The organism is Ramlibacter sp. P4_H7 (assembly GCF_056400765.1).
The window spans coordinates 76,764-93,670 of record NZ_JBFUKP010000004.1 but is presented as its reverse complement, the minus strand read 5'-3'; the positions used below and the strand labels follow the sequence as shown (position 1 = coordinate 93,670).

At 69.5% G+C, this 16,907-nt stretch carries 14 protein-coding genes; 5 read left to right on the top strand and 9 right to left on the bottom strand.

Translation table 11 applies throughout. The annotated features are described in order from the left end of the window. Nucleotides 1-3: 3 nt before the first annotated feature. From AC1DSA_RS07410 to dapC, 8 genes are all read right to left on the bottom strand, one after another. Nucleotides 4-315 (bottom strand): SemiSWEET family sugar transporter, encoded by a 312-nt coding sequence (locus AC1DSA_RS07410; RefSeq protein ID WP_477887604.1) that lies wholly within the window; start codon nucleotides 313-315, stop codon nucleotides 4-6. 81 nt (nucleotides 316-396) lie between these two features. Then, nucleotides 397-921 (bottom strand): hypothetical protein, encoded by a 525-nt coding sequence (locus AC1DSA_RS07405; protein WP_477887602.1) that lies wholly within the window; start codon nucleotides 919-921, stop codon nucleotides 397-399. A gap of 13 nt (nucleotides 922-934) precedes the next feature. Then, nucleotides 935-2,941 (bottom strand): ABC-F family ATP-binding cassette domain-containing protein, encoded by a 2,007-nt coding sequence (locus tag AC1DSA_RS07400; protein ID WP_477887600.1) that lies wholly within the window; start codon nucleotides 2,939-2,941, stop codon nucleotides 935-937. Between the two features lie 20 nt (nucleotides 2,942-2,961). Beyond that, nucleotides 2,962-3,843 (bottom strand): 50S ribosomal protein L3 N(5)-glutamine methyltransferase, encoded by an 882-nt coding sequence (gene prmB, locus AC1DSA_RS07395; RefSeq protein WP_477887598.1) that lies wholly within the window; start codon nucleotides 3,841-3,843, stop codon nucleotides 2,962-2,964. Continuing rightward, a complete protein-coding gene (gene dapE / locus AC1DSA_RS07390) occupies nucleotides 3,840-4,985 on the bottom strand; it encodes a succinyl-diaminopimelate desuccinylase (protein WP_477887596.1) in 1,146 nt (381 codons plus the stop codon). The genes prmB and dapE overlap by 4 nt, the downstream gene beginning before the upstream one ends. Before the next feature lie 150 nt (nucleotides 4,986-5,135). Next, nucleotides 5,136-6,287: a PilT/PilU family type 4a pilus ATPase gene (locus AC1DSA_RS07385; protein WP_477887594.1), complete on the bottom strand. Its 1,152-nt coding sequence runs from the start codon at nucleotides 6,285-6,287 to the stop codon at nucleotides 5,136-5,138. A gap of 32 nt (nucleotides 6,288-6,319) precedes the next feature. Next, a complete protein-coding gene (gene dapD / locus AC1DSA_RS07380) occupies nucleotides 6,320-7,144 on the bottom strand; it encodes a 2,3,4,5-tetrahydropyridine-2,6-dicarboxylate N-succinyltransferase (RefSeq protein ID WP_477887592.1) in 825 nt (274 codons plus the stop codon). A gap of 6 nt (nucleotides 7,145-7,150) precedes the next feature. Then, nucleotides 7,151-8,350 carry a succinyldiaminopimelate transaminase gene (gene dapC / locus AC1DSA_RS07375; RefSeq protein WP_477887590.1) on the bottom strand — a complete coding sequence of 400 codons (1,200 nt, stop codon included), beginning with the start codon at nucleotides 8,348-8,350 and terminating at the stop codon, nucleotides 7,151-7,153. A 213-nt stretch (nucleotides 8,351-8,563) separates the two neighbouring features. On the opposite strand from dapC, the gene AC1DSA_RS07370 reads away from it, so the two are divergent. The 5 genes from AC1DSA_RS07370 (at nucleotide 8,564) to ligA (ending at nucleotide 16,443) form a co-directional block, all read left to right on the top strand. Continuing rightward, nucleotides 8,564-9,016, top strand: a complete 453-nt coding sequence (locus AC1DSA_RS07370; RefSeq protein ID WP_477887588.1) for a hypothetical protein — start codon at nucleotides 8,564-8,566, stop codon at nucleotides 9,014-9,016. Nucleotides 9,017-9,085: 69 nt separating this feature from the next. Beyond that, nucleotides 9,086-9,478: a VOC family protein gene (locus AC1DSA_RS07365; RefSeq protein WP_477887586.1), complete on the top strand. Its 393-nt coding sequence runs from the start codon at nucleotides 9,086-9,088 to the stop codon at nucleotides 9,476-9,478. 337 nt (nucleotides 9,479-9,815) lie between these two features. Beyond that, nucleotides 9,816-13,331, top strand: coding sequence for a chromosome segregation protein SMC (gene smc / locus AC1DSA_RS07360; RefSeq protein WP_477887584.1), 3,516 nt, complete (start codon nucleotides 9,816-9,818; stop codon nucleotides 13,329-13,331). A gap of 38 nt (nucleotides 13,332-13,369) precedes the next feature. After that, entirely contained in the window at nucleotides 13,370-14,401 is a 1,032-nt protein-coding gene (locus tag AC1DSA_RS07355; RefSeq protein ID WP_477887582.1) for a cell division protein ZipA C-terminal FtsZ-binding domain-containing protein, read from the top strand. Next, nucleotides 14,398-16,443, top strand: a complete 2,046-nt coding sequence (ligA, locus tag AC1DSA_RS07350; RefSeq protein WP_477887580.1) for an NAD-dependent DNA ligase LigA — start codon at nucleotides 14,398-14,400, stop codon at nucleotides 16,441-16,443. Before AC1DSA_RS07355 ends, ligA begins: the two co-directional genes overlap by 4 nt. Here the strand turns inward: ligA and AC1DSA_RS07345 are convergent, their stop codons facing one another. Then, entirely contained in the window at nucleotides 16,444-16,860 is a 417-nt protein-coding gene (locus AC1DSA_RS07345) for a YbaN family protein (protein WP_477887578.1), read from the bottom strand. Between the last annotated feature and the right edge of the window lie 47 nt (nucleotides 16,861-16,907).

Here is a 16,907-nt window from a genome sequence, read left to right as displayed (position 1 = left end):
GGCTCAGCGCGGGGGCGAGACCGGGGCGGCCGCGCCTTCCCGTGTCGGCGCCTGCTGGCGCTTGCCGTACTTCAGCTTCATGACCAGCACGGCGCAGGCCAGCACCAGGCTCAGGCTGTTGGCCACCATCATGGGCGGCTGCCGCAGCACGATCCCGTAGGCCAGCCAGACCGCGATGCCCAGCGTGAAGATGCCGTACATGCGCAGCGAGATGCCGCTCACGTCCTTGGTGCGGAAGGTGCGCCACACCTGGGGGACGAAGGCGAGGGTGGACAGCGTGCCCGCCGCGTAGCCCAGGAAATCCGAGAGAGCCATGTGAAGTGTTTCGTGCCGGTGCAGCACGCATTGCAGCGCACGCCACGCGCCCGGCCGATAGGCCGGACCAGCGATTGCTTGTCAGCGGCTGGCTGATGCGCCGGCGCTATCGACGCGCGGCGCCGGCAGCTTCAGGTGCGCCTGCCGGCAGACTTCCACGCAGTCGCGGATGTGCTCCTCGCCCAGGTAGCGGATGGCCAGGTAGCCGATCAGCGCGGACAGCGCCTGGCCGGCGAAGGGCACGACCTTGGCGGCGCGCCGCACGGTCATCCGCTTGCCGAGCGACGCCGCCGACTTGATCACCAGGTCGCGCGTGATGAACTTGCCGATGACCATGGACCCCACCACGCCGACCGCCTTTTCCACCTGTTCGCGCTTGCGCTTGGGCAGCCGGTCGATCTGCTCGGGCGTCAGCCCGAATTCCGCGTTGATCGCCGGAATGAGGCGTGACAGCAGGGCCGCATCCACCAGCCACTCCAGGCCCGGGATCGGCACGGCGCCGGCGGCGGCGCCGGCCAGCGCGCGCCTATGCAGCACCTGGCGGGAGCGCCGCACGGCGGCGACCAGCGCCGGGTCGCCGGCGACGAGTTGGAGCAGGGTGGCCATGGTCGGGGTCGGTTCAAGCCTGGGCGGATTCTGCCGCCTCGATCTCGTGCGACAGCGCCAGCCAGCGTTCCTCCAGCTGCGCGAGTTCGTCCCCCACGGCTTTCAGGCGGCGGCCCGCCTCGGCGATCTCCTGCGGCGGCAGCGCGCCCGACAGCCGCGCCTCGAGCTGCGACTTCTCGCCCTCCAGGCTCGCGATGCGGCGTTCCGACTGCTCCAGTTCCTTCTTCAAGGGCTTCAGGCGGGTCGCCAGCTGCTGGCGCTGCTGGGCCTGCTGGCGGCGCTGCTCCTGCGGATCCGCACGGCGTTCGGCCGGAGCGGGCGCCTCGGCGGCCGGGGCGGGGACCGGGGCGGCGGCGGGCGCAAGGGCCGCAGCGGCGGCAGCGGCCCCCGCCTTGGCCTCCACGCGCAGCCGCCTGGCCTCGTCCAGCAGGTAGCGCTGGTAGTCGTCCAGGTCGCCGTCGAACGGGGCGACGCCGCCGCGGCCGACCAGCCAGAACTCGTCGCACACCGAACGCAGCAACGCCCGGTCGTGGCTGACCAGCATCACCGTGCCTTCGAACTCGTTCAGCGCCATTGCCAGCGCCTCGCGCGTGGCCAGGTCCAGGTGGTTGGTCGGCTCGTCCAGCAGCAGCAGGTTGGGGCGCTGCCAGACGATCATGGCCAGCACCAGCCGCGCCTTCTCGCCGCCGCTCATGGAGCCGACCGACTGCTTGACCATGTCGCCGCTGAAGAGGAACTGGCCGAGGAAGTTGCGCAGGTCCTGCTCGCGGTCGGACTGGCCCAGCCCCGGCCCGAGTTCGCGCGCCATGCGCGTCATGTGCTCCAGCGGGTTGTCCTGCGGGCGCAGCACGTCCAGCTCCTGCTGCGCGAAGTAGCCGATCGCCAGGCCCTTGCCTTCGGTGATGCTGCCGGCCAGCGGCGGCATGGTGCGCGCGATGGTCTTGACCAGCGTGGACTTGCCCTGGCCGTTGGCGCCGAGGATGCCGATGCGCTGGCCGGCCATCACCGACTTGCTGACGTTGCGCAGGATGACCTTGGGTGCGTCCGTGCCCTCGTAGCCGAAGGACGCATCCGCGATCGCCAGCATGGGGTTGGGCAGGTTCGCGGGCTCCTTGAATTCGAAGGTGAACTCCGCGTCGGCCAGCACCGGCGCGATCTTCTCCATGCGCTCCAGCGCCTTCACGCGGCTTTGCGCCTGCTTGGCCTTGCTGGCCTTGGCCTTGAAGCGGTCGATGAACTTCTGCAGGTGCGCGATCTTCTCCTTCTGCTTGGAGAAGGCGGCCTGCTGCTGCTCCAGCTGCTGCGCGCGCAGCAGCTCGAAGCCGCTGTAGTTGCTGCCGTAGCGCGTGAGCTGCTGGTTCTCGATGTGCAGCGTCACGTTGGTCACGGCGTCCAGGAACTCCCGGTCGTGGCTGATCACCACCAGCGTGCCCGCATAGCGCTGCAGCCAGGCTTCCAGCCAGACGAGCGCGTCGAGGTCCAGGTGGTTGGTGGGTTCGTCCAGCAGCAGCAGGTCGGACGGCGCCATCAGCGCGCGCGCCAGTTGCAGCCGCATGCGCCAGCCGCCGGAGAAGCTGTTCACCGGCCGGTCGAGTTCCTCGGGCCGAAAGCCCAGGCCCAGGATCAGCGACTGCGCGCGCGGCACGGCGTCGTGCTCGCCGGCATCGGCCAGGTCCGAGTGGGCGTGGGCGATGGCGAAGCCGTCTTCGCTCTCCTCGGCCTGCGTCAGCTGCTCGCGCAGCGCCATCAGGCGCGTGTCGCCGGCCAGCACGAAGTCCGTGGCCGGCTCGTCGGTCTCGGGCATGTGCTGCGCCACCTGCGCCAGTTGCCAGTGGGCCGGCATGGCGAAGTCGCCCGCATCCTCGTGCAGGCTTCCATTGAGCAGGGCGAACAGGGTCGACTTGCCGGCGCCGTTGCGGCCGACCAGGCCGACCTTCTCGCCCGGGTTGATGGTGACGGACACGCCGTCGAGCAGCACCTTGGCGCCGCGGCGCAAGGTCACGTTGCGTAGTTGGATCACTTGAAGTCCTGGATTGCGGGTCAGGCCCGCAACGACAAACCGGAGGCGATGGCCTCTTTCGTCAGCAGCAGGACCTGGTCGTGTCCCGCGCTGGTTTCCAGCCACACCGCTTCCAGCCGCGGGAAGGCGGCCTCGAAGTGCGCCCTCTCGTTGCCGATCTCCACCACCAGCACTGCCTCGTCGCTCATGCGCGAGGGCGCGTCGCGCAGCAGCGCGCGGATGAAGTCCATGCCGTCCGGGCCCCCGGCCAGGGCGAGGTCCGGCTCCGCGCGGTACTCCGGCGGAAGCTGGGCCATGCTCTGCGCATTGACGTAGGGCGGGTTGCAGAGGATCAGGTCGTAGGGGCCAGACAGGGTGGCCAGCCCATCGGATCGATGAAGGCGGATGCGATCCGCCAGCTGGTGCTTGTCGACGTTGATGCGCGCCACTTCGAGCGCCTCCACGGAAATGTCCGCGGCGTCGACGGCCACCTCGGGGTAGGCCATCGCCGCCAGCACGGCGAGGCTGCCATTGCCCGTGCACAGGTCCAGCACCTGGTGCGTGCGGTCGGACAGCCACGGATCGATGCTGCCGTCGGCCAGCAGCTCCGCGATGAAGCTGCGCGGAACGATGGTGCGTTCGTCCACGTAGAAAGGCACGCCCTGCAGCCACGCCTCGCGCGTCAGGTAGGCGGCGGGCTTGCGGGTGGCGATGCGATGCCGCAGCAGCTCGCGCGCGGCTTTCTGCTCGTGCGGCAGCAGCACGCGGTCGGCGTGCGCATCCAGCTCGTCCAGCGGCAGTCCCAGGTGCCACAGCACCAGCCACACCGCTTCATCGAAGGCGTTGGTGGTGCCGTGGCCGAAGCTGACTTCGGCCGCCTCCAGCTCCTTGGCGAGCTCGTCCACCAGGGTGATCAGTTTCACAGGGCGTCCAGCTTCTCCAGCACGCCGCGGTAGATGTCCTTCAGCGGCTCCAGGTCGGCGACCCGCACGTGCTCGTCGATCTTGTGGATGCTGGCGTTGATCGGGCCGAACTCGATCACCTGCGGGCAGACGCGCGAGATGAAGCGCCCATCGCTGGTGCCGCCGGTGGTGGAAAGTTCGGTGTCGCGCCCGGTGACGTCGCGGATCGCGGCCTGCACGGCCCCGACCAGTTCGCCGGGCGTGGTCAGGAAAGGCTGGCCGCCGACGGTCCAGGCGAGTTCGTAGTCCAGCGCGTGGCGGTCGAGGACGGCGTGGAGGCGCTGTTGCAGGCCCTCGGCCGTGCTGACGCTGGCGAAGCGGAAGTTGAAGTCGATCACCACCGTGTTGGGAATGATGTTGCCCGCGCCCGTGCCCCCATGGATGTTGCTCACCTGGAAGCTGGTGGGCGGGAAGAACTCGTTGCCCCAGTCCCATTCGGTGGTGACCAGTTCGTCCAGGGCCGGCAGCACCAGGTGGATCGGGTTCCTGCCGAGTTGCGGGTAGGCGATGTGCGCCTGGATGCCCTTGACCGTGAGCTTGCCCGTCAGGCTGCCGCGTCGGCCGTTCTTGATCATGTCGCCCAGCGACTCCACCGAGGTGGGTTCGCCGACGATGCAGTAGTCCAGGCGCTCGCCGCGCTGGCGCAGCTGCTCGCACACCACGGCGGTACCGTCCACGCTGGGACCTTCCTCGTCGCTGGTGAGCAGGAAGGCGATCCCCACGCGCGGATCCGGCGTCTTGGCCAGGAATTCCTCGACCGCCACCGTGAAGGCCGCGATCGACGTCTTCATGTCCGCCGCCCCGCGGCCGTACAGCTTGCCGTCACGGTGGCTGGGCACGAAGGGATCGCTGGTCCACTGCTCCAGCGGGCCCGTGGGAACGACGTCGGTGTGGCCCGCGAAGACGAGCATGCGGCCGCTGCTGCCGGGCCGCTTGGCCCACAGGTTGGTGACGCGGAAATCGGCCGGCCCGCTGACGATGGATTCGCAGGCGAAGCCGAGCGCCTTCAGCCGCGCCTCGATGACGGACTGGCAGCCGCCATCCTCCGGCGTGACCGAGCGCCGGGCAATGAGCTGCTCGGCCAGGTGAAGAGTCTTGGACATTTGTCGGTAGTCTATGGCACCGCGCAGCGGCACATGGACCGGCCGGAATAACATGCAGGCAGGTCCCTCATGAGTTGAGGATCCGGCTCCGCCGGTCCTCAGCTCACTGATCAGGCAACTCGAAAAAATCGCTTGGCGATTTTTTTCGAGTTAATGTTTTACGTCCAGCGTGATCTCGGTGAAGGAGGCCTGGTCGTCACCCTCGTCCTCGGCCTCTGCGGCCTCGGCCTGTGCCTGGTCGGCGGCGCTGTTCTGCAGCCGCCATTGCAGGTTGGTGGGCGAGTCGGCGTAGGCCAGGCCTTCCTTCTTGTCGACGATGCCGTCCATGATCATGCGAGCGATGTCCTGCTCGAAGGTCTGCGAGCCTTCGGCCATGGACTTCTCCATCGCCTCCTTCACGCCGGAGAAGTCGCCCTTCTCGATGAGCTCGGAGATCAGCTTGGTGTTGAGCATCACCTCGACCGCCGGCGCGCGGGATCCGGCCACGGTGCGCAGCAGGCGCTGCGACACGATCGCCTTCATCGCCGCCGCCAGGTCGCCCAGCATGGTCGGACGCACTTCCACCGGGTAGAACGACAGGATGCGGTTCAGCGCCTGGTAGCTGTTGTTGGCGTGCATGGTGGCCAGGCACAGGTGGCCCGACTGCGCATAGGCGATCGCCGCGGACATGGTCTCGCGGTCGCGGATCTCGCCGATCAGGATCACGTCCGGCGCCTGGCGCAGCGCGTTTCTCAGCGCCGTCTGCAGGGACTGCGTGTCGCTGCCGACTTCGCGCTGGTTCACCACGCACTTCTTGTTGCGGAAGATGAATTCGACCGGGTCTTCAATCGTGAGGATGTGGCCCGTCACGCTCTCGTTGCGGTGGTCGATCATGGACGCGAGCGTGGTGCTCTTGCCGGCGCCGGTGGAACCCACCATCAGCAGCAGGCCGCGCTTTTCCATGATCAGTTCGCCCAGGATCATCGGGACCTGCAGCGTGCCCAGCGGCGGGATCTCGGTCGCGATGTAGCGGATGACGGCGGCGATGCTGCCGCGCTGGCGCATCGCGGAGAAGCGGAAGTTGCCGGCGCCCTCCACGGCGTGGGCCATGTTCAGCTCGCCGCTCGCATCGAGTTCGTCGATGCGGTGGGCGGGCAGCACCTCGGCCAGCAGGGTGCGCGTGGCGTCCGCCGGCAGCAGCTGGTTGTTGATCGGCAGCGTCTGGCCGTTGATCTTGATCATCGCCGGCGCATTGGCCGACAGATAGACGTCCGACGCCCTTTTCTCCGCCATCAGGCGCAGGATCCGCTCCATCGTCCCCATCGACATCCCCTCCGTCTTTCGCTCTCGCGAATTCAATCCCGCAGCAGGTCGTTCAGGCTGGTCGTGGAGCGCGTCTTGGCGTCCACCTTCTTCACGATGATCGCCGCGTACAGGTTGTAGCGGCCGCCGTCCTTGGGCAGGCTGCCCGAGATCACCACCGAGCCGGCCGGCACGCGGCCGTAGTGCGTCTCCCCGGTGGCCCGGTCGTAGATCGGCGTGCTCTGGCCGATGTACACGCCCATGGAGATGACCGAGTTCTCCTCCACGATCACGCCTTCGACCACCTCGGAGCGGGCACCGATGAAGCAGTTGTCCTCGATGATGGTCGGATTGGCCTGCAAGGGCTCCAGCACCCCGCCGAGGCCCACGCCGCCGGAGAGGTGCACGTTCTTGCCCACCTGGGCGCAGGAACCGACCGTGGCCCAGGTATCGACCATCGTGCCTTCGTCGACATAGGCGCCGATGTTCACGTAGCTGGGCATGAGGATCGCGCCCCTGGCGATGAAGCTGCCGCGGCGCGCGACCGCCGGCGGCACCACCCGCACGCCGGTGGCCGCCATTTCCTCGGGCGACAGGTGCGAGAACTTGGTGGGGACCTTGTCGAAGAAGGCCAGGTCGCCGGCCTTCATGATCACGTTGTCGTTCAGGCGGAAGGACAGCAGGACCGCTTTCTTGATCCACTGGTTCACGGTCCACTGGCCGACGCCCTGGCGGGTGGCGACGCGCAGCTTGCCGACGTTCAGTTCCGCGATCACGTGCTCCACGGCGTCGCGCACTTCCTGGGGTGCGGAGGCGGCCGAGAAGTTGGCGCGGTTGTCCCACGCGGTGTCGATGATTTGCTGGAGCTGCTGGGTCATGGATTTCTACGATTGCTTGGAAACGAACTGCACGATGCGCTGGGCGGCTTCGAGGCACTCTGCGGTGTCGGCCACCAGCGCCATCCGGACGCGGCCGGCGCCGGGATTGGATCCCCCGGCTTCTCGCGCCAGGTAGCTGCCCGGCAGCACCGTCACATTGTATTGAGCCAGCAGGTCGCGGGCGAACGCGGTGTCGCTTCCACGCACGCCGGCCCAGAGATAGAAGCTGGCGTCGGGCAGGCGCACGTCCAGCACCCGTTCCAGCAGGGGCGTCACCTCGGCGAACTTGCGGCGGTACAGCTCGCGGTTGTCCACCACGTGGGCCTCGTCGTTCCAGGCCGCGGCGCTGGCGGCCTGCACGATCGGGCTCATCGCGCTGCCGTGGTAGGTGCGATAGAGCAGGAACTGATTGAGGATCTGCGCATCGCCGGCGACGAAGCCGCTGCGCATGCCCGGCACGTTGCTGCGCTTGGACAGGCTGGTGAACGCGACCAGGCGCGGAAAGCCGGTGCGTCCGAGCTTCGCCGCCGCCTCGAGGCCGCCCAGGGGCGGCTCGTCGCGGAAGTAGATCTCGCTGTAGCACTCGTCCGAGGCGATCACGAAGCCATGGCGGTCCTGCAGGGCGAACAGCTTGCGCCACTCTTCCAGCGGCATGACGGCGCCCGTCGGGTTGCCGGGCGAGCACACGAACAGCAGCTGCGTCTTCGCCCAGGTCGCCTCCGGAACGCTGTCCCAGTCCACCGCGAAATTGCGCTTCGGGTCGCTGGGCGCGTAGAAGGGCTCGGCGCCCGCCAGCAGGGCCGCGCCCTCGTAGATCTGGTAGAACGGATTGGGACAGGCGACCATGGTCGGCCGGGTGGGGTCGATCACGGTCTGCGCGAAGGCGAACAGCGCCTCCCGTGAGCCGTTGACCGGCAGCACCTGCGTGGCGGGGTCCAGCCGCAGTCCGTAGCGGCGCTGTAGCCAGCCGGCGCAGGCCTCGCGCAGCTGCGGGGTCCCCGCCGTGGGCGGGTAGCCGGAGAGGTCACTGCCCGGCGTGTCCATCGCGGCTGCCAGGGCCTGCTTGATGAACGCCGGGGTGGGGTGCTTGGGCTCGCCGATGCCCAGGCTGATGGGCCGGTAGGACGGATTGGGCGTGACGCCGGCGAACAGTTGCCGCAGCCGCTCGAAGGGGTAGGGCTGCAGGCGGGACAACAGGGGATTCATTCCCGGATTATCCCCGGGGGACCCGGCGCGCCCGGTGCGGCGGTTTCCTCCTCCGAGCCGGCACGCGCGCGGCGCAGCACAGCGGGCCGGTATCACGCCGCGCTACCGTGCGTAGCGGCGGGCAGGACGGCGACACGCTGGCGCCCCCTTGGGCGGTCGCGCACCGCCACATTCGCGGCACAAGCATGTGCTTGGGTCACGAGAGTCCGCATGATGTCCCGCTTTCCTGCCCGCCGCGCCCTGCAATCGGCCACCCTGGTCCTGGCCGCGGCCTCGCTCAGCGCCTGCTACGTGGTCCCGATGCAGCCGGGGCCTGCTGCCATGGTCGTGCCGGCCGGGGCGCCCGCGCCAGCACCCGTCGTCCCCGTCGGCATGGGCGCGCGGCTGTACCCGGCCAACGAACTCGCCACGCCCTACGGCATGGTGTCGGCCACGGTCAGCAACGACCTCAACGGCCGCGGCCACTTCATGGCCCACATCGCCGGCGAGAGCTTCACCGGCGAGGCCACCCGGGTGGCCGGGTCGCAGCGCGAAGGCGTTGCCAATGGAACCGGGAGCCGCGGCAGCTTCCTCGCCTGCCGCTACACCATGAACTCGCCCACGATGGGGACCGGCCAGTGCCGGATGTCCAACGGCGCCCAGTTCTCCATGCACGTCGGCGGCTAGCGGATCGGGCTTGAAGCTTGCGCAAGGCCGACTATGCTTCTGCGGCCTTCTCACGCTCCAGGAGAACCCATGGCCTTCCAGCTCACGCAAGCCAAGCTCACCACCTTCCTGCCCGTGGTGGACGTGAACCGCGCCCGCGCCTTCTATGAGGGCAAGCTGGGGTTCGGCACCCCCGACGCGCCGAAGCCCGACGGCACGCTGGTCTATCACGTGCAGGACGCCATGGTCGCGCTGCGGCCCATGGAGGGCGGCACCAAGGCTGACTACACGGCCCTCAGCTTCGAGGTCAACGACATCGAGGATGGGGTGCGCAACCTGGAGAAGGCCGGCGTGCGCTTCGAGGACTACGACCTGCCGGATTTCAAGACCCAGGGGCACATCTGCACGATGGGCAACGAGAAGTGCGCCTGGTTCAAGGACACGGAAGGCAACTTCCTCTGCCTGCACCAGGACCTGCACTGAGCGTCCTGGCGCCGGCCGGGCTCAGCGCCCGGTAGGCGCCGGCGCCCTCCGGGGCGCTGACTTGGCGGCATCCGACCTCGCAAGCGCGCCCAGCGCGGGTTCTCCGCTGCCCACACCCGCGGGATTCATCTGGTTACCCGTCCGAGCGGGTCCCGTGGCCCACGTCACGGATGATCTGGCCTGCCCGGCGGCGCTAGCGGCGCCGGGCTCGCCGGGGTGGTGCCGGACCACCGGTTATCATTTCCCGCATCGACGCCGACATGGTGGCGCCGGGCGACGGCAGTCGCCCGGACTCCCCAGGTCGGCGTCCTCATTCGAATCAGAGGGGCGAGGGGCAGTGCGTCTCACATCGATCAAGCTTTCCGGGTTCAAGTCCTTTGCCGAACCCACCAACTTCCTGCTGCCCGGACAGCTGGTCGGCGTGGTGGGCCCCAACGGCTGCGGCAAGTCCAACATCATGGACGCGGTGCGCTGGGTGCTGGGCGAGTCGAAGGCGAGCGAGCTGCGTGGCGAGTCCATGCAGGACGTCATCTTCAACGGCACCAACACGCGCAAGCCGGCGTCGCGCTCGTCGGTCGAGCTGATCTTCGACAACGCCGACCACCGGGCCGGCGGCCAGTGGGCCCAGTTCGCGGAGATCGCCGTCAAGCGCGTCCTGACCCGCGACGGCACCTCCAGCTACTACATCAACAACCAGCCGGTGCGCCGGCGTGACGTGCAGGACGTGTTCCTGGGCACCGGCCTGGGTCCGCGCGCCTACGCGATCATCGGCCAGGGCACGATCAGCCGGATCATCGAATCCAAGCCGGAGGAACTGCGCCTGTTCCTCGAGGAGGCCGCGGGCGTCTCCAAGTACAAGGAACGCCGGCGCGAGACCGAACACCGGCTGCACGACACGCGCGAGAACCTCACGCGGGTCGAAGACATCCTGCGCGAGCTCAACAGCAACCTCGACAAGCTGGAAAAGCAGGCCGAGGTGGCCGCCCGCTACAACGGCCTGCAGGCCGACGTCACCCTCAAGCAGCACCAGCTCTGGTACCTGAAGCGCACCGAGGCCGAGGTCGACCAGGGCCGGATGAAGGCCGATGCCGACAAGGCCGTCAACGACCTCGAAGGCCGGGTGGCGGACCTGCGCCGCATCGAGAGCGAGCTGGAAACGATCCGGCAGGCGCACTACGCCGCCGGCGACCAGGTCAACCAGGCGCAGGGGCAGCTGTACGAAGCCAGCGCCGAGGTCGGCCGGCTGGAGGCGGAAATCCGCTTCGTGGTGGAAGGCCGCCAGCGGGTGGAGCAGCGGCTGGTCCAGCTGAAGGAACAGACCGCGCAGTGGGCCACCCGCAAGGACGAGGCGCAGGCCGAGACCGAAAACCTCGCCGCGCAGACGACGGATGCCGAAGAGCGGGCCACGCTGCTCGCCGCGCAGGTCGAGGAGCAGGGCACGCAGTTGCCGGACCTCGAAGAGGGCCTGCGCCAGGCGCAGTCGCGCTCCTCGGAGCAGCGCGGCTCGGTCGCCCAGGTGCAGCAGCAGATCCAGGTGCTCGCCGCCGACCAGCGCAACATCGAGGACCAGTCGCGCCAGCTGACCCTGCGGCGCGAGCGGCTCGTCGCCGATCGCAACGCGCTCGCCGCGCCGGACGAACAGCGACTGGTCAACCTGCAGGCGCAGCTGGGCGCCGCCCAGGAAGCCGCCGAGACGGCCGATGCGCGCCTGCACGAACTGCAGGAGCAGGTGCCCCACCTCGACGAGGAGCGCCGCGGCCGCCAGCAGGACGTGAACGCGCAGGGCGGCAAGCAGGCCGACCTGTCGGCGCGCATGGAAGCGCTCAAGGCCTTGCAGGAGAAGGTGCGCACCGACGGCAAGCTGCAGCCCTGGCTGGCCAGGCATGGGCTGGGCGGACTGCAGGGCTTGTGGACCCGAATCCACATCGAGCAGGGCTGGGAGAACGCACTCGAATCCGCCCTGCGCGAGCGCCTGAACTCGCTGGAAGTCTCGCGCCTGGACATGGTGCGCGCCTTCGCCGGCGATGCGCCGCCGGCGAAGCTGGCCTTCCACCATCTACCAACGGCGGCCGCGCCGGAAGCGCAGTCCGCGCTGCCGCGGCTGGCGGACCTGCTGCGCCTGAACGACGCGGGCCAGAAGGCCTTGCTGTGCGACTGGCTGCACGGCTGCTACACCGCCGCCACGCTGGAAGACGCGCTGGCCGCGCGCGACAGGCTGCAGCCGGGCGAAACGATCTACGTGAAGTCCGGCCATGCGGTGGCCGCGCACAGCGTGAGCTTCTACGCGCAGGACTCGGAGCAGGCCGGCCTGCTGGCCCGCCAGCAGGAGATCGAGAACCTGGAGAAGCAGCTGCGCGCGCAGGCACTGATCTCCGAGGAAGCGCGCTCGGCGCTGGTGCGCGCCGAAGCCGCCTACACCGACGCCTCCCAGCGCTTGACGGCCGCGCGCCGCGAAGCGGCCGAGACGCAAAGTCGCGCCCACGAATTGCAGGTCGAGACGCTGCGCCTCACTCAGCTGGCCGAACAGACCCGCGCGCGCAGCGAGCAGATCGCCGGCGACCTGGCGGAAGTCGATGCGCTGCTGGAGGAACTGCAGGAGAAGCGCGTCGCCGCCGAGGGGCGCTTCGAGGAACTGGACATGCAGCTGGCCGACAGCCAGGAGCGGCACGCCCAGCTGGACGAACGCGTGATCGAGACCGAGCGCAAGCTGGCGGAAGCGCGCGAGCAGCACCGCAGCCTGGAGCGCCAGGCGCAGGAAGCGCAGTTCTCGCAGCGCGCGCTGGAAGCGCGGCGCGGCGAGCTGCAGCGCGCCATCGAGACGGCCAGCCAGCAGGCGACCTCGATCGCGGAAGAGCAGGAGCGCGCCCAGGTGGAGCTCGCGCGCCTCACGGACGCGGCGGCCCAGGCGGGCCTGCAGAGCGCCCTGCAGCTGAAGTCGGAGCGCGAGCAGGTGCTGGGCGCCAAGCGCAGCGAATACGACGACCTCACCGCCAAGCTGCGCGCGAGCGACGAACGCCGCCTGCAGCTGGAGCGCGAACTGGACCCGATGCGCCAGCGCATCACCGAGCTGCAGCTGAAGGAACAGGCGGCGCGCCTGGGCCTGGAGCAGTACACGCAGCTGCTGACCGACGCGCAGGCGGACATCGACGCCGTGGCGAAGTCGATCGAGGCCGGCAACGTGCGGCTGTCCGGCATGCAGTCGGAGATCGACCGCCTGCACCGCGAGATCGCGGCGCTGGGGGCGGTCAACCTGGCGGCGCTGGAGGAGCTGAGCACCGCCCGCGAGCGCAAGCAGTTCCTCGACGCCCAGACCAAGGACCTGACCGAGGCCATGACCACCCTGGAGGACGCCATCAAGAAGATCGATGCGGAGACGCGCGACCTGCTGGGCAACACCTTCCAGACCGTCAACGAGCACTTCGGCCGCATGTTCCCCGAGCTGTTCGGCGGCGGCAATGCCAAGCTGGTGATGACGGGCGAGGAGATCCTCGACTCGGGCGTGCAGGTGATGGCGCAGCCGCCCGGCAAGAAGAACCAGACCATCCACCTGCTGTCGGGGGGCGAGAAGGCGCTGACGGCCATCGCGCTGGTGTTCGCCATCTTCCAGCTGAACCCGGCGCCGTTCTGCCTGCTGGACGAGGTCGATGCGCCGCTGGACGACGCCAACACCGAGCGCTATGCCAAGCTGGTGAGCAGCATGAGCAAGGAAACCCAGTTCCTCTTCATCAGCCACAACAAGATCGCGATGGAAATGGCGGAACAGCTGATCGGCGTGACCATGCAGGAGCAGGGCGTCTCGCGCATCGTGGCGGTGGACATGGAATCCGCCGTGTCGATGGCCGAGGCGGCATGAGCGCCCCGCGCTCGCCCCTGACCAGGGAGGACGGCTAGATGTCGGGCTTCACCCTCGGCCTGGCGATCCTGGGCGGGCTGGTGCTGGCCGTGCTGGTCGCCTGGAACGCCTGGTCCACCCGCCGCAACGCACCGCGGCAGGCGGAGGTCGCGGCGGTCGCGCAGCACGTGGAGCCGACCGCGTTCGAGGAGCGCAGCGAGCCGGTGTTCGACGATTCGGTGATCACGCCGCTGCCGCCGCCGGAGAAGAAGCCGGGGCTGGATGCGCTGATCGACGTGATCGCGGAAATCGCCGTGGACAACCTGGTCTCGGGCGAGGCGGCGCTGGCGGCGATGCCGCCGACCCGGCGCGCGGGCAGCAAGCCGTTCGCGATCGAAGGCTGCAACGAGGCCACCGGCGATTGGGAAACCCCGCGGCCGGGCCAGCGCTACACCGGCTTCGTGGCCGGCGTGCAACTGGCCAACCGCAGCGGCGCGCTCAACGAGATCGAGTTCTCCGAGTACGTCGTGAAGGCGCAGGCCTTCGCCGACGCCGTCAACGGTTCGCCGGAGTTTCCGGAGATGCGCGACGAGGTCGCGCGTGCCCGCGAGCTGGACCAGTTCGCCGGCAGCCACGACGCCCAGCTGGGCTTCACGCTGCGCGCCCGCAATGCGGCCTGGAGCCCGGGCTACGTGCAGCAGAACGCCGCCCGCCTGGGCTTCGTGCCCGGCGCCATTCCCGGCCGGCTGGTGCTGCCGTCCGGCATCGACGGCGGTGCGCCGCTGCTGGGACTGGCCTTCTCCACCCAGGCGGCGCTGTCGGAGGATCCGGCGCATTCCGCGATCCGCGACGTCACGCTGAGCCTGGACGTGCCGCAGGTTCCGCGCAGCGAGCAGCCGTTCGCACGCATGCGTGATGCCGCGGTCGCGCTGGCCGCCGGCATGGACGGCGTGATCACCGACGACGACGGTCGCGCGATCCCGGACGAAGCGCTGGACCAGATCGGCTCCGACCTCGAACAGCTGTACGACACGCTGGACGCGCGGGACCTGTCCGCGGGCTCGCCCCAGGCCCGCCGGCTGTTCTCATGACCGCCCCGGCAGGGGTCCAGGAGCGCGCGGACGCGCTGCGCGAGCTGCTGCATCACCACGCACACCAGTACTACGTGCTGGACGCGCCGGAGATCCCCGACGCGGAATACGACAGGCTGTTCACCGAACTGCAGGCGCTGGAGCAGCAGCACCCCGAGCTGCTGACGCCCGATTCGCCGACGCAGCGCGTGGGCGGCAAGGTGCTGGACGGCTTCGCCAAGGTGCGCCACCGGGTGCCGATGCTGTCGATCCGCACCGAGACCGACATCGAGGCGAGCGGGGCACGCAGCTTCGACGCGCGCGTTCGCCGCGAGCTGGGCCTGAAGGAAGGCGATCCGCCGATCGAGTACGTCGCGGAACTCAAGTTCGACGGACTCGCGATCAGCCTGCGCTACGAGCACGGCGTGCTGGTGCAGGCCGCCACGCGCGGCGACGGCGAGATCGGCGAGGACGTGACGCAGAACCTGCGCACCGTGGGCCAGATCCCGCTGAAGCTGCGCAAGGCGCCGCCGGTGCTGGAAGTGCGCGGCGAGGTCTACATGCGGCGCGACGACTTCGAGCGGCTGAACGAGCAGCAGCGCGAGAAGATCGCCAAGGGCGCAAAGAACGAGAAGACCTTCGTCAACCCGCGCAACGCGGCGGCCGGCGCGGTGCGCCAGCTCGATCCGGCCATTGCCCGGCAGCGGCCCCTGAGCTTCTATGCCTACGGCTGGGGCGAGATCGAAGGCGGCCCGGCCTTCGAGACCCACAACGAGGTGCTGCAGGCGCTCAAGGCGTGGGGGTTCCCGGTGTCCGAGCGCACGGTGGTGGCGCGCGGCGCCGAGGACCTGGTGGCCTACCACCAGGCCGTGGGCCGCGAGCGGGACGCATTGCCGTTCGACATCGACGGCGTGGTCTACAAGGTCAACAGCCTGGCGCTGCAGAAGCAACTGGGCTTCGTCACGCGCGAACCGCGCTGGGCGGTGGCGCACAAGTTCCCGGCGCAGGAGCAGCTGACGACGGTGGAGTCGATCGGCGTCTATGTCGGCCGCACCGGCAAGCTCACGCCGGTCGCGAAGCTGCATCCCGTGTTCGTGGGCGGCGTGACCGTCACCAACGCCACGCTGCACAACGAGGACGAGGCCCGGCGCAAGGACGTGCGCGTGGGCGACACGGTGATCGTGCGGCGCGCGGGCGACGTGATCCCCGAAGTCGTTGCCGTGGTGGCCGACAGGCGCGCCGCCGGCGCTGAGCCCTTCACCATGCCACGCACCTGCCCGGTGTGCGGCTCGGCCGCCGTGCGCGAGGAGGGCGAGGCCGACTACCGCTGCACCGGTGGCCTGTTCTGCAGCGCCCAGCGCAAGCACGCGATCCTGCATTTCGCCCAGCGCCGCGCCCTGGACATCGAGGGCCTGGGCGAGAAGCTGGTCGACCAGATGGTCGATGCGGGCGTGATCCGCACGCTGCCGGACCTGTACCGGCTCGGGCTGGCCAACCTGGTGGCGCTGGAGCGCATGGGGGACAAGTCGGCGCAGAACGTGCTCGCGGCGCTGGAACATTCCAAGGCGACGACGCTGCCGCGTTTCCTCTATGGCCTGGGCATCCGCCACGTCGGCGAGTCGACGGCGCGCGACCTGGCGCGGCACTTCGGCAAGCTAGACGGGATCATGGACGCCAGTGTCGAACAGCTGCTGCAGGTGCCGGATGTCGGCCCCATCGTGGCGGAGAGCATCCACGCCTTCTTCCAGCAGGCGCACAACCGCGAGGTGATCGAGCAGCTGCGGGCCTGCGGCGTGCATTGGGAGGAGGGCGAGCCGGCCGTCCAGGCGCCCAAGCCGCTGTCGGGCAAGACGGTGGTCCTCACCGGGACGCTGCCCACCCTGAGCCGCGACGAGGCCAAGGAGCTGCTGGAAGCTGCCGGCGCCAAGGTGGCCGGCTCCGTCAGCAAGAAGACCGACTACGTGGTCGCCGGCGCGGAGGCCGGCAGCAAGCTGGACAAGGCGCGCGAACTGGGCGTCGCGGTGCTGGACGAGGACGGCTTGCGCCGGCTGCTGGCGGGCTGATCAGGCCCCGGTTGCTTCCGGCGGGCGGTGTTCCGGCCGCCGCCACAGCCAGGCCAGCAGGACCGCCATGCAGGCGATGCCGCCCACGACGGCCGGCACCCAGGCGGCGCGCGCCACCACCAGCATCGAGATGGCGCTCCCCGCCATCATGAGGGTCGTGAACCACTTGGCGCGGCGCGGCACCACGCCGAAGTCGTTCCAGTCGCGCAGCTGCCGCCCGAAGCGCGGGTGCGTGACCAGCCACTGGTGCAGCCGCGGCGAGCTGCGCGAGGCCGCCCAGGCGGCGACGATCAGGAAGGGCACCGTGGGCATCACCGGGATGACGATGCCGATCAGGCCCAGCAAAACGCAGACCGCGGCCAGCGCCAGCAGCAGCCAGCGGGCGGGGGTGGCGAGGGTGCGGGGATCGGTCGCCATGGGGGTTCCAGTCCCGCAAAGATAGCAGTCCCGGGTCGCCGTCGCAT